Annotated in this window: 22 protein-coding genes and 1 pseudogene; 13 read left to right on the top strand and 10 right to left on the bottom strand. The window is 61.3% G+C overall.

Annotated elements, in window-relative coordinates; translation table 11 throughout:
- From ACILSE_RS12595 to ACILSE_RS12610, 4 genes and pseudogenes are all read right to left on the bottom strand, one after another.
- A pseudogene (locus ACILSE_RS12595) lies at nucleotides 1–209 on the bottom strand (RDD family protein); the annotation flags it as partial.
- A 95-nt stretch (nucleotides 210–304) separates the two neighbouring features.
- Nucleotides 305–1,933, bottom strand: a complete 1,629-nt coding sequence (locus ACILSE_RS12600) for a PrsW family glutamic-type intramembrane protease (RefSeq protein ID WP_395717751.1) — start codon at nucleotides 1,931–1,933, stop codon at nucleotides 305–307.
- A 5-nt stretch (nucleotides 1,934–1,938) separates the two neighbouring features.
- Nucleotides 1,939–2,250 carry a hypothetical protein gene (locus tag ACILSE_RS12605; RefSeq protein ID WP_395717752.1) on the bottom strand — a complete coding sequence of 104 codons (312 nt, stop codon included), beginning with the start codon at nucleotides 2,248–2,250 and terminating at the stop codon, nucleotides 1,939–1,941.
- A 6-nt stretch (nucleotides 2,251–2,256) separates the two neighbouring features.
- Nucleotides 2,257–2,730 carry a GNAT family N-acetyltransferase gene (locus tag ACILSE_RS12610; protein ID WP_395717753.1) on the bottom strand — a complete coding sequence of 158 codons (474 nt, stop codon included), beginning with the start codon at nucleotides 2,728–2,730 and terminating at the stop codon, nucleotides 2,257–2,259.
- Nucleotides 2,731–3,008: 278 nt separating this feature from the next.
- Between ACILSE_RS12610 and ACILSE_RS12615 the strand changes: the two genes are divergently transcribed.
- From ACILSE_RS12615 to ACILSE_RS12630, 4 genes are all read left to right on the top strand, one after another.
- Nucleotides 3,009–3,305, top strand: coding sequence for a hypothetical protein (locus ACILSE_RS12615; protein WP_395717754.1), 297 nt, complete (start codon nucleotides 3,009–3,011; stop codon nucleotides 3,303–3,305).
- Nucleotides 3,306–3,317: 12 nt separating this feature from the next.
- Nucleotides 3,318–3,728: a hypothetical protein gene (locus tag ACILSE_RS12620; RefSeq protein ID WP_395717755.1), complete on the top strand. Its 411-nt coding sequence runs from the start codon at nucleotides 3,318–3,320 to the stop codon at nucleotides 3,726–3,728.
- On the top strand, nucleotides 3,725–3,919 hold the full coding sequence (locus tag ACILSE_RS12625) for a hypothetical protein (protein ID WP_395717756.1): 195 nt from the start codon (nucleotides 3,725–3,727) through the stop codon (nucleotides 3,917–3,919). The genes ACILSE_RS12620 and ACILSE_RS12625 overlap by 4 nt, the downstream gene beginning before the upstream one ends.
- A 139-nt stretch (nucleotides 3,920–4,058) precedes the next feature.
- On the top strand, nucleotides 4,059–7,718 hold the full coding sequence (locus ACILSE_RS12630; protein WP_395717757.1) for an ATP-binding cassette domain-containing protein: 3,660 nt from the start codon (nucleotides 4,059–4,061) through the stop codon (nucleotides 7,716–7,718).
- Here the strand turns inward: ACILSE_RS12630 and ACILSE_RS12635 are convergent, their stop codons facing one another.
- From ACILSE_RS12635 to ACILSE_RS12645, 3 genes are read right to left on the bottom strand one after another with little or no spacing between them, the layout of a single operon-like run.
- Complete coding sequence (locus ACILSE_RS12635) at nucleotides 7,719–8,273, bottom strand: cob(I)yrinic acid a,c-diamide adenosyltransferase (protein WP_395717758.1); 555 nt, start codon at nucleotides 8,271–8,273, stop codon at nucleotides 7,719–7,721.
- A gap of 37 nt (nucleotides 8,274–8,310) precedes the next feature.
- Entirely contained in the window at nucleotides 8,311–8,469 is a 159-nt protein-coding gene (locus ACILSE_RS12640) for a hypothetical protein (RefSeq protein ID WP_395717759.1), read from the bottom strand.
- A 2-nt stretch (nucleotides 8,470–8,471) separates the two neighbouring features.
- On the bottom strand, nucleotides 8,472–9,437 hold the full coding sequence (locus tag ACILSE_RS12645; RefSeq protein WP_395717760.1) for a rhomboid family intramembrane serine protease: 966 nt from the start codon (nucleotides 9,435–9,437) through the stop codon (nucleotides 8,472–8,474).
- Between the two features lie 94 nt (nucleotides 9,438–9,531).
- Here ACILSE_RS12645 and ACILSE_RS12650 point away from each other — a divergent pair, with 94 nt between their 5' ends.
- The gene (locus ACILSE_RS12650) at nucleotides 9,532–10,734 is read left to right on the top strand and encodes a magnesium transporter (RefSeq protein WP_395717761.1); all 1,203 of its coding nucleotides are present in this window, start codon (nucleotides 9,532–9,534) and stop codon (nucleotides 10,732–10,734) included.
- On the top strand, nucleotides 10,731–11,663 hold the full coding sequence (locus ACILSE_RS12655; protein WP_395717762.1) for a hypothetical protein: 933 nt from the start codon (nucleotides 10,731–10,733) through the stop codon (nucleotides 11,661–11,663). Before ACILSE_RS12650 ends, ACILSE_RS12655 begins: the two co-directional genes overlap by 4 nt.
- On the opposite strand, the gene ACILSE_RS12660 is transcribed toward ACILSE_RS12655, so the two are convergent.
- Entirely contained in the window at nucleotides 11,611–12,525 is a 915-nt protein-coding gene (locus ACILSE_RS12660) for a LysR family transcriptional regulator (RefSeq protein WP_395717763.1), read from the bottom strand. The genes ACILSE_RS12655 and ACILSE_RS12660 overlap by 53 nt on opposite strands.
- Before the next feature lie 93 nt (nucleotides 12,526–12,618).
- Between ACILSE_RS12660 and ACILSE_RS12665 the strand changes: the two genes are divergently transcribed.
- The 6 genes from ACILSE_RS12665 (at nucleotide 12,619) to ACILSE_RS12690 (ending at nucleotide 17,738) form a co-directional block, all read left to right on the top strand.
- Nucleotides 12,619–13,728: a CmpA/NrtA family ABC transporter substrate-binding protein gene (locus ACILSE_RS12665; protein ID WP_395717764.1), complete on the top strand. Its 1,110-nt coding sequence runs from the start codon at nucleotides 12,619–12,621 to the stop codon at nucleotides 13,726–13,728.
- Entirely contained in the window at nucleotides 13,725–14,978 is a 1,254-nt protein-coding gene (locus ACILSE_RS12670) for a CmpA/NrtA family ABC transporter substrate-binding protein (protein WP_395717765.1), read from the top strand. Before ACILSE_RS12665 ends, ACILSE_RS12670 begins: the two co-directional genes overlap by 4 nt.
- Nucleotides 14,979–15,091: 113 nt before the next feature.
- Nucleotides 15,092–15,730 carry an ABC transporter permease gene (locus ACILSE_RS12675; protein ID WP_395717766.1) on the top strand — a complete coding sequence of 213 codons (639 nt, stop codon included), beginning with the start codon at nucleotides 15,092–15,094 and terminating at the stop codon, nucleotides 15,728–15,730.
- Between the two features lie 45 nt (nucleotides 15,731–15,775).
- Nucleotides 15,776–15,934: a hypothetical protein gene (locus tag ACILSE_RS12680; RefSeq protein WP_395717767.1), complete on the top strand. Its 159-nt coding sequence runs from the start codon at nucleotides 15,776–15,778 to the stop codon at nucleotides 15,932–15,934.
- Between the two features lie 20 nt (nucleotides 15,935–15,954).
- Nucleotides 15,955–16,875 (top strand): ABC transporter ATP-binding protein, encoded by a 921-nt coding sequence (locus ACILSE_RS12685; protein WP_395717768.1) that lies wholly within the window; start codon nucleotides 15,955–15,957, stop codon nucleotides 16,873–16,875.
- Complete coding sequence (locus tag ACILSE_RS12690) at nucleotides 16,872–17,738, top strand: ABC transporter ATP-binding protein (RefSeq protein ID WP_395717769.1); 867 nt, start codon at nucleotides 16,872–16,874, stop codon at nucleotides 17,736–17,738. Before ACILSE_RS12685 ends, ACILSE_RS12690 begins: the two co-directional genes overlap by 4 nt.
- Before the next feature lie 12 nt (nucleotides 17,739–17,750).
- On the opposite strand, the gene ACILSE_RS12695 is transcribed toward ACILSE_RS12690, so the two are convergent.
- Together ACILSE_RS12695 and ACILSE_RS12700 are read right to left on the bottom strand one after the other, a co-directional pair.
- Nucleotides 17,751–18,893, bottom strand: coding sequence for a DNA glycosylase AlkZ-like family protein (locus ACILSE_RS12695; RefSeq protein WP_395717770.1), 1,143 nt, complete (start codon nucleotides 18,891–18,893; stop codon nucleotides 17,751–17,753).
- Between the two features lie 21 nt (nucleotides 18,894–18,914).
- A complete protein-coding gene (locus ACILSE_RS12700; protein WP_395717771.1) occupies nucleotides 18,915–19,853 on the bottom strand; it encodes a cupin domain-containing protein in 939 nt (312 codons plus the stop codon).
- A gap of 291 nt (nucleotides 19,854–20,144) precedes the next feature.
- Here ACILSE_RS12700 and ACILSE_RS12705 point away from each other — a divergent pair, with 291 nt between their 5' ends.
- Nucleotides 20,145–21,554 (top strand): alginate export family protein, encoded by a 1,410-nt coding sequence (locus ACILSE_RS12705; protein ID WP_395717772.1) that lies wholly within the window; start codon nucleotides 20,145–20,147, stop codon nucleotides 21,552–21,554.
- The last annotated feature ends 9 nt before the right edge of the window (nucleotides 21,555–21,563 follow it).

Genomic DNA, 21,563 nt, shown 5'->3' on the forward strand with positions numbered 1-21,563 from the left:
GGCATCGGATAGCCCGGAGGGTAGCCTCCCGGCATCTGCGGCGGATAGCCCTGCGGCATCGGATAGCCCGGCATTTGCGGCGGGTACCCCGGCGGCGGCATGTAACCCTGCGGATAGCCCGGCATCTGCGGCGGATACCCCGGCGGCGGTGTGTAGCCAGGCGGCAAGGGCTGCGTGGAACCAGGAGATGGCGGCTGTGTTGGGTTCATAACGTCAATCGGGTGAAATTCAGTCCAGATTACACACTTTCGCGGGCATCCGACAAGAGCAATTTACGAAGGTGGACAACCACACCTTCCCAAGGTCAGACGTTTTCGAATTTTCTCCAGTAAAGCAGGGCGATCGGCACCATCGAAAGGCACTCCTGTCCGGCGAGCGCGACGCCCTCCATCGAACGCGTGTTCCAGGCCCCGAGAACGAAGGAGACAGCGATGAGAATGGCGGAGCCGAGCGTGAAAACGGCTCGCGGCGAGATCGTGAGCCGCGCCGGGCGCGTCTCCGCCGCGAGAAGGTCGATGAATCGCGCGGCCGTCAGCACGAGGACGACGACAGAGAGCCAGCCGTTGTCATCGAGAGCGCCGGTCGCGAGCCAGTCGTAGCCGCCGTGCGCGGCGATGGCGAGCGCGAAGGTGCCGAGGAACTCGTCCGCGCGGGCAAAGCGCGTGCGCAGCATGTGGTAGAGGCTGTGCCCGCAGATTCCGGTGAGGGAGATGTGGATGAAGTTCGCGGAGAGAAAGCGTGTCCACGCGATGGTGCCGCCGTAGTCCTGGTAGTATCCGATGTTTTCCTCCAGCGAGAAACCCAGGCCGACGAATGCTCCCGTGAGCAGAGCCAGGCCCGGCTGGCGTCGCCACAGCAGCCACGGCAGGAAAAGCGCGAAGAGCAGGAGTTTACAGCCTTCTTCCCGCAAACCGACGCCGACGAGATAATAGATCAAATCGTGGGGGAAGGGAGCGTTCGAGGTCATGCCCTGCACAAACTCCTGGTAGGCCAGAATGCTGAGCGTGGGCCACACGCTGCACACCCCGGCCATGAGGGCGACGATGGGGCGCGCCCAGCGCCAGCGCTCACGATCACTGTGCTGCACAAGGATGAAATACCACAGTGCGGCGGCAAAGAAGGCGAGAGCCAGCGTGCCGTAGGGAATGGCGCTGAGGCGATGCCGGACGAGGCCGCCCCATTGCATCCAGATGTCTCCAATGAGCGCTCCTGCGTGATGTTGCAGTAGGGGATGGCAGTCTTCAATCCAGCCGGGATGCTTGGCGATTTCATTAAGCAGGTCGAGATCACGCGCGGTGACGGCGAGACGCAGCGCTTCCTCACGCGCGGCGCTGGCGTCGGCAAAGTGGAGTCCTTCAAGGAAAAAGGCTCGCATCGCGGCGTCGTTGTCACCAAAACGCTTCAAAAGGCTGCCGAGCAGTTCGGCGGCGAGCATCTCGTGCGGTGTGGCGGCTGCTCTTTGTCGTAGGCCGGCCAGGGCTTTCTCATCATGGTCGAGAGCGGCGGCCAGATAATCCAGGAAGAGGCCGGCGGGTGCGTCGGAGGTGGCGTGCTCGTGGATCAGGCCGCTAACATCGTAGCCCCACAGATGTCCGTTGCTGGTGAATGCATGGTAGGCTTCCGCGTCGCCGTCCGCGACCGGCTTGGAGGATTGCGCCAACGCCCGGCGGAGCCATGCGGCCAGTTTTCTCGGTTGCGGCTCTTTTTCATGCCGCAGTTGATGGAATTCGCCATGCAGCCGGCTCAGAGCGGGGGAGACCACGTGTTGGTCAGCGGTCTGATCCTGCAATCTGTCGCTTACAATGATCGCGCTGGCGGCGATCATGCCCAGCGCGATGATCGCGGCGGAGGTGCGCAGCAGAAAGAGCCGGTCGCGAGTGAGGAAGTGCGCGCGCGCGCGCCAGCCGTGGAAAAGAGGTCGCTCGTCGCTCATGCGTGTCAGTCGCCGTCTTTCCTCCACCAGTCCGCCGGTCGTTCCCATGGCTCTGACGTGTCTTCTTCCTCGCTGGAGGCATGGGGCTGGTGTCTGGCGCGTTGTTCCTCGTCCTCCAGTTCCATGAGCAGGCGCACATGCGGCTCCGGGCGCGTTGTGCGCCGCCAGATGAGCCAGGCCCAGATGGCGAAGGCACCGACCAGAAACAGCAGCGTGCCCAGCGTAAAAAGCACAAACCAGTCGGACGCCTCCACCCATTGATGCGGGATGCCGGGCGCGCTTCCGGGGCGGGCGGGAAAGGCGGGCGGCGTTTGCATGACGGCTCAGGCTTCGTTGAAGACAAGGCGCATTGGGATCATTTTAGAGAACTGGAACCCGTGCTGCTGGAAGAATGATTGCGAGTCCGCGCTGATGCGGTCGGTGAGCAGCGTGATGCGCTTGAAGCGCTTCTCCTTCGCGAACTCGATAGCGTGGTCGAGCAGGCGGCCGCCGTAGCCCTGGCGCCGATGCTGCGGATGCACGATCACATCCTCCATGATGAGAACGAGGCCGCCCTCCGCCGTGCTGATGGTGAAGAGCAGGTTCACCATCCCGATGACCTTGTGATCCGTGCGCAGCACGAAGATGCGGCCGCGGTTCGGCTGCTCCAGGATGAGGCGCAGGCCGTGCTCCTGCTTGGTGCGGTCCGGCTTGAAATCCTCCTCCTCGCTGAAAAGCGCGACGAGCAGCTCCACGAGCTGCGGCAGGTCTTCGATGGTGGCCGGTTCGATGCGCGGCTCGGTGTCGGTGGCGGACATGGGCCGACTATTAAGCAGGCGCGCGGACAAAGGCAACGCGGACGATGCGGCATGTGTGAAAGGCTTTCGTCACCATGCAGGGCACAAAAGTGCGACGCGGCGGCGTCAAACATGCTGAAACCGTTCTCGCAGAGGATGGTTTCAGCCTCCCGCAATCCCAACCCACACTCCCATGAAACCCGGAATGAACTCCCTGGCCATGCTCTGCGGCGCATTCGCCCTTGGCGTGGCATCTCTGCCCGCGCAGGAATCCAAACCCGCCGAAACGCCCCGCGCCGATGCACCGCCCGCGCCCGAACGCCGCGCTGAAAACGCGCAGCCAAGGCGCGAAGAACCACGCGGCGAACAGCCGCGACGCGACGCGGAGCGTCCTCAAAACGGTCCGCCGCGTGCGGAAAACACCCGCGAAACGCAGCGCCGCCCGCAAATGGACGCGCCACGTGAGCAAATCCAGCCGCGTGGAGGACAGCCAAATCCACGCGATGCCGGACGCGGGCCTGCCAATCCTCCGCGTGAGGAAAATCGCGGCCGCGGGGATCATTCTCCAGCCGAAGGCTTTCATCGTCCGCCAATGAACCAACCGCGTGATGGCGGAGAGCATCAGCAACGCGGCCCGCAGCCTGAAAACCGCCGCGGACCCGAAAATCAGCAGCATGGTGGAGATCGCGGACCACAGGCCTTTCATCAGCCGCCTGGACCACGTGGTCCTAAAGGAGGTCACTCAAGAGGAGGCTTCCAACCGCGTCAGCAAGGCCCCGCTCCGCAACATTTCGCGCAGCGCGGCTCCTTTGGCTCGCCACGTGGTCCTGAGATGCGTCGTGGCGGACCTCGTGGCCCGCAGAACTTCGGTCGTCCGCAGCATGAGGGTGCCTTCAACGGCCCGCGTGGACCTGCACCGCGTTTTCAACACGATCAACGCGGCCCCGTTCCGCAGCACTTTGGATCACGCGAAGGCGGACGCGGTCCCGGCGGCCCGCCGCACTTTCATCGCCCCATGAATCCGCCGCCGCACGGCATGCGCGGAGGAGAACGTGATTTCGTCCCACCTTTTCAGCGTCATGGAGAAGGACCGCACGGTCCTCAGCCGCCGCCGATGAATCGCGAGCGCGGACCTGCGCCGCAGCAGCCTCAAGAACCGCGAGGTGGTGAGCGTGATCGCGAAGGCCCCCCGCAGCAGCGCGGCGTGTGAGGAAAAATGCGCGAACGAATCCAGCGAAAGGCGGCCTGATTTGTCAGGCCGCCTTTTTTCATGCCGCGCCGGGTTCATTCGTGGCTTCGCCGGTTGTGTTTCTGAAAAAGAACTCCATCATCGCGCTCGAACCCGCCGCATGAGCCTGTTGAAGAAGCCCGCCAACTTTCCGTCCGCGAAGCAGAATCCTGCGGGTGACGGTCATGATCAGGTGGCGCTGCCATGGTGGTCGCCCAAACGCTGGGAACATCTGCTGAACGGGCGGATGCAGGTTTCCGCAGCGTCCGCTGCCACGGCCAATACGATGCTGCCCGTCTTGATCGAAGTTTTCGCCGCGTTCAGCAAGCTGGACGGCAACATCGAGGAGGAGGAAGTCGAGTCCAGCCTTGGTTATCTGCGTTACGATTATCCCGAGGCGATTTACGCCGACATGCGCCGTCTTTACTTTGAGGCGCTGCAGCAGCCGCAGGATCTCACGCAGCGCGCGAAGGAGCTGGGCCAGAAGCTCACGCAGGAGCAGAAAGTCCTGCTTGGCGTGCAGCTCTACCTCCTCATCTCCCGTGCTCAGCAGAATCAGCGGCAGATGGTGGAGTTCTACCTCTTCATGACGAACCTGGGCATCGCCGCGCAGGCCATCGACATCGTCTATCAGCTCAACGCGGGCGACAAACCGCCGGAGGAGGGCTTTTCCACCAAAGGCGGCCAGCCGCTCGACACGCTGCGCATCGGTTCCACGAAAAACTGCGACGTGCTGCTGCGCTCGCTCTCGGCGGACTGCTCTGTGGTGGCGTTTCGCTTCCAGAACCTTGTGTTGCTGAAAAACACCGGCGGCATCTCCATTCTCGTGCGCAGCCGCCGCCAGCCGCCCGGAGAATTTTCGCGTCTGTATCCTGGTGAGCGCGTGGTGCTGGAGGACGTCGCGCTCGACTACAACGACCTCATCTCCTACTTCAACGCCAAGAAGACGCTCTCCGGCACGCAGATCTACCTCACGCTCACGGAGAGCGGCAGCGCGGAGATCGCACCGCAACGCACACGCGGCACGAATCTGCGGCTCAGCTTCGGACTCGGCGTCACCGTCGAGGCGCTGCGCACGACCAAGGCCACGCTCAATGGCGTCGTGTTGAGCGGAGGCACCATTGTCGAGGCCAGCATCGAGGACAGCATCATCGCGCATGGTGAGGTCGAGATCGCGCTGCGAGACCTTCGCGTGCGCGCGCAGGAGTTTGGCGGCCAGTTCCGTCTCGAAGGCAGCAGGAATACTTATCTTGTCTCCAACAAGCCCGAACTGCTCGAAGAAGGCGACATTCTCCTTTCCGAGGACACGGACGGCGAGATTCTCCTGCGCATCGAGTGCAACTACGCGCAAAAAACCGGCGTGCTGGAGGTGCTGCGCTCCTCGCGGCCGCTCTACATCGGCCTCATTCCGGTGCGTGACAGGATCACGCTGAACGACGGCGACACCATCACGCTCGGGGAAGGGCAGTATCTGCGCTGCCACTTCGCCGACCGCATCATCGAGGAGGAGCGCAACACGATCCGCCAGGTCGAGGTGCGCGAATTGAGCCACCGCTTTGACGGCCGCGACACCGCGCAGGATGGCGTGAGCTTCATCGCCCGTCGCGGAGAGATGATCTGCGTCATGGGGCCGAGCGGCTGCGGCAAAAGCACGCTGCTGCGCATCCTCGGCGGCCAGTTGAAGCCGAAAGGTGGCGAAGTGCTGATGAACGGCCTCGCCTTGTATGACAATTTACGCAATCTCACGCCTTACATCGCCTACATCCCGCAGGAGGACGCCTTCGATCCGCTGCTGAAGGTGCAGGAAAACCTCGACTTCTCCGTCGCGGTGCGCTGTCCGCATCTCAAGACCGAGGAGCGCCGCAAACGCGTCGAGGCGAAGCTCGCCGAACTCGGGCTCGCCGATTTGCGCGCTCGTCTCGCCGGCACGCCGCAGCAAAAATTCCTCAGCGGTGGTGAGCGCAAGCGTCTCAATGCCGGACTCGACATGATCGGCATCTCCGACGTTTACTTGTTCGACGAGCCGACTTCCGGCCTGTCATCGAAAGACAGCGAGCATGTGCTTGAGATCATCCGCAGCCTCGCGCGCAACAAGATCGTCATCACCTCGATTCATCAGCCGAGCTCGAAGCTGCTGGCGATGTTCGACAAGGCGCTGCTGCTCGACAAGGGCGGCAAGATGGCCTACTTCGGCACGCCCCAGGGCATGATCGAGTACTTCTGGCAGGTCTATAACACCGAGACAGGCCATTCTGGTGACGCGGAGGCGAAGCCGCCGGACAATCTCACGCCGGACTTCGTCTTTGATGTGCTCGAAACGCCTCTGCGCGACATCAGCGGCGACATCATCCAGGAGCGCAGCGCGGACGGCCATCTCGTGGCCGCACGGCGCTTCCCGCCAAATTTTTGGCGCGACTCCTATCAGCGGCACCTCATCATGGAGAGCATGGCGAAGCAAAAGGCCGCGCCCGGCAGCACCAGCGTCATCGCCCGGCCGAAGAAGGACGGCAGCCAGAGCGCCAGCCTCATGCGCAGCATGCCGAAGCCGCCGAAGCACACCTTCCGCGAGGAGAGTATCCTTTTTGCCACGCTGCTGAAGCGAGCCTTCCTCAGCAAGCTGCGCAACCGTACCAACCTCCTCACCACGCTGCTGGAGGCGCCGCTGCTCGCCTATCTCATCTCCAGCGTTCTCAAATACTCCGAGGAGGCGAACTACACCTTCGCCACCGCCTTCCACATACCGACCTACCTCTTCATGAGCCTCGTTGTGGCCATGTTCCTCGGCCTCACCAACAGCGCCGACGAGATCATCCGCGACCGCCACACGCTCAGCCGCGAGCGCAATCACAACCTGCGCACCTTTTACTACCTCAGCGGCAAGATCATCTCCCTCTCCACCTTCGCGCTCGTCCAGTGCGTGATTTATCTCATGATCGGGAACTGGGTGCTTGAGATCCGCGACATGTTCATGATTCATCTCTGGTGGATGTTCCTCACCTCGCTGACCGGTGTCTGCCTCGGCCTCTTCATCTCCAGCATCGTCAGCGACAACCGTACTGCGGTGAACGCCATACCGCTCATCCTCATCCCGCAGATCATCCTCGGCGGCGCCCTCATCAAATACGAGGAGATGAACAAGAACCTTGATCTCGTCTATTCCGTCGGCCGCTGGCTCAAAAAGGCTGGCAACGACGAGGACGCCGCCAGCAAGCTCAAAGTGCCCTTCATCTGCCAGTTCATGCCGCTGCGCTGGTCCTACGAGGGAGTCATCATCTCACAGTCCAAGCTCAACCCGCTCACGCGGAATCAGGATTTCCTCGACGAGCGCATCCAGTCACTGCTTCCGCCGCCCGGTTCGGATATGTCCGACCTTCAGCGGCATGAGCTGGAGCTCACAAAACAATCTCTTGCCGTGGTCTCCGGTCTCTATGCCGAAAATCCGCGGGAAATCTCCAAACGCCTCGGCTCCATCCGCGACGCCGTGCTCAGCGGGCGAGTGGAGTCTCCCATGCTGGAAAACATGCTCCAGCAGAACGACGGCGTCAGCGCCGAGGAGATCTATGTGAACCGCAAGGTGCTCGACCTCGTCACCAAGGCCGAGATGGAACGCGAGGACTACCGCCGCAAGACCAGCCCGAACGTCTTCTTCGGCACGCGGAAGACCTACCTTGGCACTAAGTACAACACCCTTTGGATCAACAGCATCGTCATTCTCTTCACGCTGGCCCTCATCATCACCGCTGTGGAGATCAGTCTGCGCCGCCAGCTCACGAAGGTATGATCACGCCTGCGCTGTTTGCGATTGCTCCTCCCAGCGTGCGAGCAGCCATAGCACGTCCGAGAGCCGGTTCAGAAAGCGGATGATCTCCACGTTCGGCACCTCGTCGGGCGTCTCTTGCAGGTCGATCACGTTTCGCTCCGCGCGTCTGCAGGCCACACGGGCAAGGTCTGCATGAGCGCCGCTCATCACACCGGCCTCTCCGGGCAGCGCCCAGCCTTGGAACTTCAAAGCACCGCCTGCTTCAAGTTTTGCCACCCACTCGTCGAGCCAATGGACGTTTTTTTCAGTGATGCGGTCGGGGTGCGTCTCGATGTAGCGCTGCTCCTGGCCGGGAGGCGTGGCGAGTTCTCCCATCAATCCAATCAGCCAGCGCTGCACCTGCGGCACGATTTGTTTTGTCTCCTCGCGCAGCGCGCTGATGCGCAGCGGCCCGAGCGCCGCGTTCAACTCGTCCACAGCGCCGAGGGCATGGACACGGGGGTGGGATTTGGCGAGCCGGCAGCCGAAGAGAAGATCGGTCTGCCCTTGGTCTCCTTTGCGGGTGGCGATGGACATGAGGGCGATGTGAAGGGACTTTTGATTACGCGCAGGATCACTCGTCAGGCTGCGTGTTTGGCGAATTTTCGACCGCTGGCGTTTTCACGCCGGGCAGGATGGTGGTTTGGCCCTTTCGCCAGGCCCGCATGGTCCAACCGAACAACAGCACCAGCAGCAGCATGGCGGCAAGACGGGCGGAGCGTGAGGAAAGCATGATCAGCCCTGTTGCTTGTCGCGGTTCATGAGCCGGCTCGCACGTTCCAGCGTGCGGCGTTCCTCGTCGGTCAGGCTGCCCATGCCTTCGACGCTGATTTTGTCGAGGATCGGGTTCACCTCCTCTTCGATGAATGTTTCGATGGGGGCGGCGCGTCCGGATGTTGGGCTCGTGTCAGGCTCCTCCAGATCAAGCTGCGGACGCAGCATGCGCCGCGCCCGTGCCAGTTCCGGTTTGCGCATCCGCAGGGCCGGCTGCGGCTGCCACTGGCTGGCATAAGTCATCGGTCTGCCGCCATAGCCCAGGCTGCGGGCGTAAAACCAACCCGCCGCAGCGCCCCCCAAATGCGCGAAGTACGCGATCTGCATGACCTCTGGCAGCACCCCTGAGAAAAGCCCCGCCACGCCCACGACAAGCTGGGCGAGAAAAAGTCCCTTCGCCAGCGTCCACATCCGCAGACGAACAGGAATGATGAAGTAGATGAACGCCGTCAACTCTTGTCCCGGCAGCATCACCGCCAGCGCCATCAGCAGGCCGAAGGCCGAGGCGGAGGCGCCGATCAGCGGTGTGACCGTATCCCCGCGGGCCCAGCCGTTGACGATCATCTCCGTCGCCGCGCCCGTGATGGCGGAGAGCAGGTAAATCGCGAGAAAATGCCGGCTGCCAAAGTGCTTCTGCACCCCCATGCCTGCGTAGCCCAGCAGCATCAGGTTCAGCAGCAGATGCCAGAGGTCGGCATGCACGAAGGCGTAGGTGAAAATCGTCCACACCTGGCCGCGTGCCAGCGCCTCTGCGCTGATGCCTCCGTAGGGGTAAAAGCCGTCCTTCCACACCTGCCCGAAAAGGTGAAACCCATGCTGCAGCACGAACATCCCGATGTTCAGCAGCATGGCGGCCTGAAACGCCGTCACCCCGCGCACGGAGGTGCGTGGTGACTCGCGCATATAGTCACGGTCGGACAGGGCCATGGGCGGAAATGTGCGCCTCGACGCGACCTTGGCGAGGTTTTTTTCGCCACGTCAGTGACAACGCCTCCCATTTTGCTTATGCTTCGGGACGCGCATGAACTCTGAGATCAACAACCTTCTGGACGCCGTCTCCAAAAGCGGCGCGCATGATGCCGCCGACCTTCTGGAACAGGCCTCAGGCGAGGATGCGGCCAGAGTCCTTGAGCAGCTCAATCCGATGGTTGCCCAGCAGGTGATGGATGAGATGCAGGAAGCTCCGCGCACGGCCGCGCTGCACTTCATCCCTCTCGAAAAGACCCGCCAGTGGCAGGCCAACCGCGAGTATCCCGAGGACAGCGTCGGCTGGCTCATGGAGGCGCCTGTCGCGGTATTCCGCCCGACCCTGAGCGTTGGCGAGACGATCGAGGAGCTGCGCGGGCTGACTCGCACCGCGTTTGTCACCTACGGCTACGTCACCGACGACTCGAACAAGCTCCTCGGCGTGCTCGTGATGCGTGATCTGATGCTCGCCGACCGCAGTGCGAAATTGAAGGAGGTCATGTACACCAATGTGTTCAATCTGCGGCCCGACATGCACCTGACCGAGGCGATGAAGGCGTGCGTGGGCCAGCACTATCCGGTCTATCCCGTATGCGACGCGGAGGGGCGTCTGCTCGGCCTCGTCCGCGGGCAGACTTTGTTCGAGGCACGTGCCATCGAGATCAGCGCACAGGTCGGCTCCATGGTCGGTGTGGAGAAAGAGGAGCGCCTTTCCACACCGCTGCTGCGCAGCCTGCGCTTCCGCCATCCGTGGCTCCAGATCAATCTGCTCACCTGCTTCGTCGCGGCGGCCGTCGTCGGTGTTTTTCAGAGCACGCTCGACCGCCTCGTGCTTCTCGCCGTTTTTCTCCCCGTTCTTTCCGGACAATCCGGGAACACCGGTTGCCAGGCGCTCGCCGTGGCGCTGCGCGGCATGACGCTCGGGGATTTGAAATCGGGTGAGGAGCGCAGGCTCGTTATGAAGGAAGGCTTTCTTGGTCTGCTCAACGGCATGCTCGTCGGCGTCTCCGCCGGACTCGGCATGTTTGTGTACGCACGGATGAATCACAATCCGAACGCCCTCGTCCTGGCCGGCGTTGTTTGGATCGCCATGTCGGTCAGTTGTGTCGTCAGCGGCCTCAGTGGCGCGTTGATCCCGCTTCTGCTGCGCAAGATCGGAGCTGATCCTGCCACCGCGTCCAGCATCTTTCTCACCACCGCCACGGACGTCATCAGCATGGGCACCTTCCTCGGCCTGGCGGCGCTGCTCGTGCCATGAGTGGAACGGTCTGGAGTCGTGAGGAATGGCAGGCGCGCATGCATTCGCATCTGCGGCGTGTGGAGGGGCCGGCGGATGCCTTTGTCGAGCGCCGCAGCCGTGGCGCGAAGCATCCCGTGCATGACTTTCTCTTCACCTACTACAGTTTCACACCGGCGAAGCTCAAACAATGGCTCCCACCGCTCGGCGTCAGCATCGAACTGACTTCTGTGGATCTTGAAGCCTGCCCATGGATGCAAAGCGACCGCTGCGTGCGTGAGAACGGCCGCTTGCGCCTCGATGAGTGCCGTTTCGGCCTGCGTGAGCGTGAATTCGCCGCCTGGGTCGCCGCGCTTTGCACCCGCATCCTCGGCAGGGCAGGGCGCTTCACCTGCTTCGGACTGCATGAGTGGGCCATGGTTTATCGCCAGCCAGTCGAGGAGGTTCGTCATCAGGGCTGGGAACTTCGTCTCTCGCCTGAAGAGCTCGCCGCCTTTGTCGAATCCCAGCCGCTGTGTTGTTCCCACTACGACGCCTTCCGTTTCTTCACGCCAGAAGCGCGACCGCTCAATGCGCTGCAACCGGACCTCGACTCGCGCCTCGATCTGGAGCAAGCCGCCTGCCTGCATGCCAACATGGATCTCTACAAATGGTCCTCCAAGCTCTGGCCCTGGACAGGCTCCGACTTGATCGGTGAATGCTTCGAACTCGCCCTCGCCGGCCGCGATCTCGACATGCGTGCCAGCCCCTACGACCTGAGTGCCATGGGCTACGAACCCGTCAAAATCGAAACCCCTGAAGGCCGCGACCAATACGAACGCGAGCAGCGCGTGCTCGCCTCCCGCGCGGCTGAAGTGCGCCAGAAACTGCTTTCAGCATGCCACGAGCTTGGCCGTATCAGCTCCTCGGATCCACCATCCGTCGGCCCACTTCCTCGCACAAACCGATGAAGGTGCGCTCGGGCAGATTCACTGGTCGTCCTTTAAGAGTAGAGACAACCCACCTGCGTTTCAGCTTTGAGCGAGGCATTGGGAGGGCAACGAGCTGTCCCGCCTCAATCTCAGATCTCGCAATCCAGCGTGCGGCGATGGCGACGCCGATGCCGAGTTTGGCGAGTTCTTTGGTCGCCTCGGAGCTACCGAGTTCGATGAAGTTGTTCAGCCGCACTCCTTGCTTCATGAAGAATTCCTGGATGAGGGCGAAGTTGAGGCTGTTGCGGCTGGCGACGATGAAGGTCTCATTGGCGGCCTCTTTGAGCTTCGGTGCCTTCTGCGCCCACGGATGCAGAGGCGAGACGAGGAACTCGAGTTCGTCGTCAAAGATGGCGTGGCAGCTGAGTTTGGCGGTTTCAGCCGGTTTGAGGCTCACGGTGATGTCCACCTGGTTTTTTTCGAGCTTCTCGATCGTGTCGGGGGTCTCGCCCGTGATGACTTTGATCTCGTATTGAGGGAAGCTCTCTTTGAACTCGCGAAACACCGTCGGCAGGATGAACTGAGCGGCAGCGGTGGTGCAGCCGATGCGCAGCTTGCCGCGTGGGGTTTGATCCAGCGTGCCGAGGATGCTCCTGGCGGCGCTCATGCTTTGCAGGATGTTCTCCGCGTGCGGCAGCAGCTCACGGCCCGCATGCGTGAGGTGCACGCTTTTGCCCTGGCGATGGAAAAGCTGCGTGCCGAGATCGTTTTCGAGCGATTTGATGGCGTGGCTGATGGCGCTCTGCGTGAGGTGCAGTTCGCGGCCTGCCTGCGTGAAGCTGCCGCTGCGGGCGAGGCAGATGAAGGCACGGAGCTGGCGGGAATCGATGGCGTGGTCCATGAATGCCATTCATACATCAGGTGAAAAACATTGCGCATGGTTTCTGCATGAGTCTGGCACGCTGGCACCACGGCTGCTCAGAGATTGGGCGTCATGCCAAACGCCGCTCCCAGTTCCAAAGCCACCCTCAGCGGGGTCGTTCAGCCCGTGCGCATCGGTTTCATTCCGCTCGCCGACTGCGCCCCGCTCCTCGTGGCCAAGCACCGTGAGCTCTTCCGCAAACATGGCGTTCGAGTTGAGTTAAGTTGTGAGGTCGGATGGGCCACCATTCGGGAAAAGCTGCTGTACGGCCAAGTGGATGCCGCCCATGCCATCGCCGGCCTCGCGCTGGCGATGCGCCTCGGGCTCAGCACGCCGCCATGCCGCGTGGTGGCCCCATTCGTCTTCAATCTCCACGGCAATGCCATCACCCTCAGTCGCGATCTCTGGAACCGTGGCGTGCGTGATGCCGCCAGCCTGAAAAAACTCATCCGCAGCAGCACCAGCCGGAAATTCACCTTCGGCATGGTCTCACGCTATGCCTCGCACTTCTTCCTCCTGCGCCAATGGATGACCGCAGGCGGCATCGACGTGGAAAAGGACGTGCGCATCGTGGCGCTGCCACCCACACAGATGGCCTCAAGCCTCGAAGCCGGCCTCATCGATGGCTACTGCGTCGGCGAACCGTGGAACTCCTTCGCCGTCGAACGCGGCACCGGCTGGATCGCGGCCACGAGTGAGCAACTTGCCCCCGGTCATCCCGAAAAGGTGCTGCTCACCACCGAGACCTTCATCGAGCGTCACGCCGATGAGATCCGCGCCATCATCGCCGCGCTTCATGAATCTTGCGCCTTCTGCGATGCGAAAGAAAACCGCAGCGAGGTAGCCCACATCCTCGCGGAAAGCGGCTACTTCAGAGGCAACGAAGCCATCTTGAATCGCTCCCTCGTCGGCCCTCTCGATCTCGGCACGGAGAAGTCGGTCGAAGTGAGTCACTTCCACATCTTCAAGCGCCGCGAGGCCAACGAGCCCACCTCCGAACGTGGTCGCTGGCTCATCGATGAATTCATCGCCCACGGCTTGCTCACACCCGCGCAGCGCCCCGAAGCCGCCGCCGCCATGCGTGAATGCTGGACCTCCAGCGCCCTCCCTCTTCCCGAAGCAGCCGCCGCCGCTAAACCCGCCATCAAACCCAAGAAACGTCCACCACTCGCCCTCGCATGAACAACGCCACACCCCTCACTCGTCGCTCCATCCTCCGCCAAGCAGGTCTTGGAGCCCTGCTCTCCGGCCTGCCCTCCGGCTGGGTCGGCTCCGCCTATGCCGACGATTCACCCGAGACTGCCGACATCAAACTCGGTATCATCGCCCTCACCGATTGCTCACCCATCGTCATCGCGCATGAGAAGGGCCTCTTCAAAAAATTCGGCATCAACTCCACCGTGAGTAAAGAAGCCTCCTGGGCCGTCATTCGCGACAAGCTCGTCACCGGCGAAAACCAGGCCACGCACATGCTTCTCGGCATGCCGATCGCCTCCACCATGGGCCTCGGTGGCTCAGCCGTGAAGGAAATGGTCTTCCCATGGATCTTGAACCGCAACGGCCAGGCCATCACGCTCTCGAACAAATTCAAAGGCACCGTCGCAGGCGATCCGAAGGCCCTCAAACCCCTCGTCGATGAAGCGAAGGCCGGTGGCACACCGCTCACCTTCGCGATGACCTTCCCGCCCGGCACACACGCCATGTGGCTTCGCTATTACCTCGCCGCTGGTGGCATCAATCCCGACTCCGACATCACCTTGACCACCATCCCACCTCCCCAGATGGTCGCGAACATGAAGGTCGGCAAGATGGACGGCTACTGCGTCGGCGAGCCCTGGAACGCCCGTGCCATCGCCGAAGACATCGGCTACACCAGCGTCGCCACGCAGGAAATATGGAAGAACCACCCCGAGAAGGTCTGCGCCTTCACCAAGGAGTTCTCCGAAAAAAATCCAAAGACCGTCAAAGCCGTTCTCAAAGCCCTGCATGAGGCCAGCGTCTGGCTCGACGACCTCGGCAACCGCAAGGAGCAGGTCGAGATCATCTCCGCCGCCAGCTATGTGAATTGCCCGCCCGAGGTCATCTACAGCCGCCTCATGGGCGAGCTCGACTACGGCGACGGCCGCACGAAGAAGGACGAAGACTACATGATGTTCAGCGGTCGCAACTGCAACTACCCGCAGCCGAAGTTCGTGAAGTGGTGGCTCTCCCAGTTCCGCCGCTGGGGCATGGTCGAAGGCACACCCGACTACGACGGCGTCGCCAAAGCCACCGCCGGAACGGCTCTCTACGAAGAAGCCATGAAGGAGATCGGCTACACCGGCGGCAAGCTCGATGACAGCCCTGAAACCTTCATGGACGGCGCGGTCTTCGATCCCGCCAAAGCCGAGGAATTCGCCACCTCCGCTGCCATCAAGAACCTCAAAGGCTAATTCATTTATGATTTACGACTTATGATTTTTGATTTCCCGAGCCGCTCCACACGGAGCGGTGAGGGAGATCGGCAAATCATAAATCAAGAATCATAAATCATAAATCCCCCCGCATGAAACTCACCCGACAACAACTCCTCCACTGGTTCATGCCCGTCATGGGCATCTTCGCTGTCCTTCTCATCTGGGGTGCCATCTCCGGTGGCGTTCGTGAGGAAAAGACGCCCTCCGGCTTTACCAAGAAGGTGAAAGTGGGCCTCATCAAAGACCTGCCCGGACCGCTCGAAACCTGGGACAAGACCAAGAAATACATCGTCGAGCCATTCGCCAAGCGTGAGGAGCTCGATCAGGGCATTCTCCGTTTCACCTGGTATTCGCTCATCGTCGTCGCGAAGGGCTACTTCTTCGCCCTGCTCGTCGGCACGCCCATCGGTTTCATGCTCGGCCTCTCCAAAACCTTCACGCGGATGTTTGATCCCATCATCCAAATCCTGCGACCTGTCTCACCCCTCGCTTGGATGCCTCTCGGTGTCGTTCTCTTCATGGGAGCCGGAAAAAATGCGAACGAGATGGGCGCTCTTTTCACCATCGCCATCTGCGCCATGTGGCCCACCGTGCTGAATACCGCCGTCGGCGTCCGCGCCGTGCCGCAAGACTACCTGAATGTCGCCAAAGTGCTCAAGCTCTCGAAGTGGAAGACGCTTTGGAAGGTGCTCGTCCCTGCCACACTGCCCTACATGTTCACCGGCTAACGCCTCAGCCTCGGCATCGCCTGGCTCGTCATCGTCGCCGTCGAAATGCTCACCGGCCGCATCGGCATCGGCAACTTCCTCTGGAACGAATACAACAACGGCCTCTACACCAGCATCATCCTCAGCATCCTCACCATCGGCGTCGTCGGCTGGGCCCTGGATAGGCTGATGAGCCTCGTGGAGAGCCGTTTCAAATCCATCTAACCGAGAAACAAGCCGCCGCCATGTCTCTCATTCAAATCAACAACGCCTCCAAAGGCTTCGGGCACAACGGTTCGAGGACCGAAGTTCTCAAAGACATCAATCTGACGGTCGAAGAAGGCGAATTCGTCGTCATCGTCGGCTACTCGGGCTCCGGAAAGAGCACACTGATCAATTTGATCTCCGGTCTCGTGAAGCCCGATGCCGGCGAAGCGCTCATCGAAGGCAAAAAGATCACCGAACCTGGCCCGGACCGCGGTTTGGTCTTCCAGAACTACTCGTTGCTCCCCTGGCTCACCGTCGAGGAAAACATCGCGCTCGCGGTGGATGAGGTTTTCAAAGAATGGACGTCGGAACAGCGCAAAGCCCACGTCGCCAAATACATCGCCATGGTGAAGCTCACGCCAGCGGCACACAAGCTGCCCAAGGAACTCTCAGGGGGCATGCGTCAGCGTGTTTCCGTCGCTCGCACACTCGCCATGAACCCGAAGGTGCTTCTCATGGACGAGCCTTTGAGCGCTCTCGATGCCCTCACACGAGCGCAGCTCCAGGACGAGATCAGCGACATCTGGATGAACAACAAAACCACCGTCATCTGGATCACGAACGACCCCGATGAGGCCATTTTGGTCGCCGATAAAGTCATTCCGCTGCTTCCCACCGCTCCCGCCACGCTTGGCGAGCCGATGATCATCGACCTCGAGCGACCCCGCGACCGCCGCACGATCAATCACGATCCCAAGTTTAAGAAACTGCGCACGCAGCTCATCACCACGCTGCTCGATGCCAAAGGCCGCACCAAATCGAAGACCAGCCTCAAACTCACGCTGCCGGACATTCTGCCTGAAGACCTCACCACCGTGAATAGCCTGCAATTCCTCAATCGCAGCGGCCCGAAACGCCGCACCGCCGAAAAACGCGAAGAAGTGGAGGTGGCCGCATGAGCACGCACAAGCTCCCCATGCTCGAACTGGACCGTCTTTGGAAGACCTACGACACGCCCAAAGGTCCGGCCACCATCGTCAAAAACTTCAATCTCAAGCTCAAGGAGGGCGAGTTCGCCACGCTCATCGGCCACAGCGGTTGCGGCAAAAGCACCGTACTCATGATGGTCGCCGGTTTGAGCGATCTCTCGAAGGGCAACATGATCCTCGCCGGCAAAGAAGCCGTCGGTCCGGGCCCGGATCGCGGCATCGTCTTCCAATCACCTTGCCTACTGCCGTGGATGAGCGCCTTTGAAAACGTCATGCTCGGCGTGAACCAGGTCTATTTCACCGCCAGCAAGGCCGAGCGACGCCAGATGGCCGAGTATTACCTCAGCATCGTCGGCCTAGGCGATGCCATGCACAAACACCCCGGCGAACTCTCCCAAGGCATGCGCCAGCGCGTCGGCATCGCCCGCGCCTTCGCTTTGCAGCCGAAAATGCTGCTGCTCGACGAGCCCTTTGGCATGCTCGACTCCCTCACGCGCTACGAGCTTCAAGAAGTGCTCCTCGACCTCTGGCGCCGCAATCGCATCACCACCCTCATGGTCACGCACGATGTCGATGAAGCCATCTTCCTCTCCGACCGCGTCGTCATGATGACCGACGGCCCCGAAGCCGAAGTCGGCGATATTTTGAAGATCCCCTTCGAGCGCCCCCGCAGCCGCAAAGAGATCATGGAGGACCCGCGCTACTACGAACTCCGCGAACACCTCATCACCTTCCTCAACGACAAATCGCACATTCGCCCCAGCAAAGAGCCTGAATTCAGGCCCTCACCCGACATGGCCGCCGAAATGGCCCTGCATGCGGCCGCGGCGTGATGGTTTCGTGGCTTAGCATGTTCTAGCCGAACGTAGTCCCAAAAATGTGGCAAGGTGCTTGGCCGCCTTCTTCGCACTCCGCCCCTCGCTGGAAACGATGTGCAGTTTTCCTGACTCGCGATCGGCTTTGAGGTCGGCGTGGCCGGTGAAGTGGGTGCCATGCAGGAGCGGGAGGGCGTAGTAGCCGCGTTGGCGCTTCTGAGGCGGCACATAGACTTCCCAGCGGTAGTCGAAGGCCCACAACTGCTCGGTCACACGGCGGTCGTAGATGATGGGATCGAGCGGAGCGATCAAAAGAGGCTCGGAAGTGCTCGGCGGGCTGTTTTGAGCTTTTTCGAGCTGCGGGAGGTCACGACGCAAAACATGCAGTTTGAGCTTTGGCAGCTCCTGAATGCTCACAGAGATGATTTCATCGCCCAAAGCACGCACTTCGCTGCTTTTGAGGATGGCGAGTCGTCGCTGGCGCAGTTTGAGTTCCGCGAGCCTGCGGGCGGTTTCGTCCTTTGATGGCATTGGGGCATTCAAAGTGCCTGTGGGCAGCACTTTCTCAGGCAGATCGTAGTAGCGGCGAATGCCATCGCGACGCGCGATGAGCACGCGACCATGGAAGAAGAGCTTGTGCAGCGTGCTCTTCGCGAGCGTGGTGCTGTCCCAGGCATGCGTTTTGGCTTTGCGGGCACTTTCGATGTCCTGGGAGCTGAGCGGCCCTTCATCCGCCATGCGGGAGAGGATGCGCGCGGCGAGTTTTTTCTCCGCAGGAGTCAATTTACCTGACCAAGTGCTCTCTCTGGCGGCGCGGGCCTTCATGGCACGTTGCAGGTGCGGCCAGGCATCCAGCGGCAGGGCGGCGAGGTTGCTCGAGTCAGGCAAATGATGCTCGAAGGCGCTGCGAGGCCCTTCGCGATGCAGATGGCGCATGAGATCGCCTTCGCCATAGCCCTGCACGCGATGACGCAAAATGTGGTCGTGCATGCGGCCGCAGACGTTGATGGGATCGATCTGCACAAAGCCCAAATGACCAAGCGCCGTATCGACATCAGCAAAAGCAGTGTCGAGGCCGGTGGCCTGCCGCATGAAGCGGCGTGCGGTGTCGATGGGCAGCGTGAGTGACTTCATCAAGCTGCCGACGAGAGCGGCAAAAAGCCCATCCGTCATCCTTGAATCTGAAAGCCCGGCTCAATACCCGTGCGCAAACTGGATGTCGAGGGTCTGCAGGTAGGTGTGCAGGCCGGCGTCTTGCACGGGCAGGACGATGGCGTCCTCGTCGCTTTCGTTGTGATGGGAGTGCCACCAGCCGGGGGGCGTCACAAAGGCTCCTCCGGCCACCCAATTGGCACGGACGGGGTTGATGATATTACCATCGCTGTCGAGATCGCGACCGATCATGGTATAGACGCCTTCCGTGGCCTTTACGGCGAAATCGAGAGCGATGGAGTTGTGCCGGTGGGCCTTTTGTTTGCTCTTCGCGGGCAGCAGATTGTAGAGCGACCACATCGAGTGCGTGAGCGTCTTGGTCTGCGGGCAGTCGGGATTCGCGAGGAGGATGCCGTTGCGGTTCTTGTCCTTGCCTTCGTTTTCCTTGCGCACCTTTTCCAGCTCGCTCGTGAGCAGTTCACGAGAGAAATAGAGCGGGCGAAATCTCGGTGTCGTGGGCTTGGCACCGAGGAAGTCCATCAACGGCTGGTCGTTCACCCAATAGAAGGCGCTGTCCTCGCTCGCATGATGACGGATCTCGCCCGTGGCAGGCAGCGCAAAGAGATCGCCGGTCTTCCAGCTCAGCTTTTTGCCATCGATCATGCTGAAGCCAGCGCCTCGGATGACATAGAAGACCTGGCTGCTGGCATGGCAGGAGGTGGGCAGTTCGTCACCAGCGGCGATGTGGATGAAATTGGCCAGCAAATCAGGCCCGGTGACCGGGAAGCTCGTTTCCAGCTTCTTCGACAACTCCAACGCAATGACCTTCGTCTCGGCGATCTGATGCATCGCAGGCGGAAACACATCGATGGCAATCTTCGGCATCCGCGGATTCGCGGCGCTGCCGTACTCGAAGAACAGGCCGTGCTTCTCCCAGTCTTGGTTGCAGGTCGGGGCGGTGTCTGAGGTGGTCGGATTCATGAGCGGTAGAAACGTTGTCGATAAAATAGGCATCGTTGGGGTGGCAAGGGAAGCGCTTTGTCGATCAAGACATGGCGGCCGTGAGTGACAGCCCTGAGGCTGTGCATGCGGGGCCATCCATGAACGGAATTCATTCAAACCACGCAAAGGATTCAAGCCGCTGCTTGCTGCGTGGGAGCGCTTTGGCACGCGGCTGGCTCATTGGCAGGCATTCCCTGAATCCCTTTCCCTCGACCCTACAGCCGCCGCGTAGCCGAAAACCCAAACACCACACCCACACACCGCACTACCATGAAAAGGCTGCTCCCCATCCTGCTCGCGACGACCACCGCGTCGTTCGCGCAAACACCCGCTGCCAAACCGGCCGCGCCGCCTCCGCCTCCCGTGCCGGGCTTCACACTCGCGCCGCCGCCGCCGGCTTACGCGCCCATCAAGTATGGCGGCCTCACCATCGACGTGCAGGAAAAGATGCGCATGGAAGTGCGTGACAACAATTTCGACTTCAACAGCGCTGTGAACGGCCCTCAGGACGCCTCGTGGCTGCTCCAGCGTTTTCGCCTCGGCCTGGGCTACGATATGAATCCTTGGCTGAAGTTTTATATCCAAGGCCAGGACATTCGTGAGCTCGGCGGCAGCCGTCCGAACAATGTCGGCACTTTCGCCGCGGAAGGCGATGACAGCTTCGACATCCTGAAGGCCTATGTGCAGCTCGGCAATCCGAAGAAGGGCCTCAGCGCCACGCTCGGCCGCCAGTTCCTCAGCTATGGCGATCAACGCCTCGTCGGTCCGCTTGAGTGGTTGAACTCCGCGCGGACCTTTGATGCCGCCAAGTTCCGCTACACCGCAGAAAAATACTCGCTCGACTTCTTCGTGTCGTCGCCGGTGGCTTTCACGAACAACATGTGGAACCAGAGCCCCTTCCTCGACAACGACGAGGCCTCGAATGATCTCTTCAGCGGCATTTATGCCTCCACGCTGTTTGTTCCATTCAATCTCACGACTGACTTCTACCTCTTCAAAAAGAGCGATGACGGCAATGGCAACTTCGGTGCCCGCCTTGGCGACACGGACTTCTACACCGTGGGCACTCTGTGGAAGGGCGATCCGAAGAAGCTCGGCGGTTGGGATTACACCACCGAGATGGCTTACCAGTTCGGCGAGGTCAGCGGTCGCGATTTGAGCGCCTTCGCCGGTCACTGGGCTGTCGGTTACAACTGGCTCTCCCATCCGTGGAAGCCCCGCATCGGCCTGCAATACAACTTCAGCCCCGGTGATAGCAACGCGGCAGATGGCGACATCGGCACCTTCCAAAACCTGTATCCCACGAACCATCTTTTCTACGGCTACATGGACACCACGGGCTGGATCAACATGCACAATCCCCAGCTCAACCTCAGCTTCTCGCCCACGCCGAAGCTGAAGGTCATGCTCGACTACCACCTCTACTGGAATGCCACCAATGCCGATGCCTGGTATCGCGTGAACGGCGTCACCACCGTGCGCCCGCTCAATGCCGCAGCCACCGGCGCTGGCAGCACCTTCCGCGGCCAGGAGATCGACCTCACCGCCATCTACAAGCTCCATCCGCACGTCGGCCTCATGGCTGGCTACAGCTACTTCATCGCCGGAGACTACCTTCAGGCCACGGGTGCCTCGGATGATGCGCACTTCGGCTACGTGCAGGTGCAGATCGACTTTTAAACCGCGCTC

Source organism: Prosthecobacter sp. (genome assembly GCF_044236155.1).
In the GTDB taxonomy this organism is placed as follows: domain Bacteria; phylum Verrucomicrobiota; class Verrucomicrobiia; order Verrucomicrobiales; family Verrucomicrobiaceae; genus Prosthecobacter.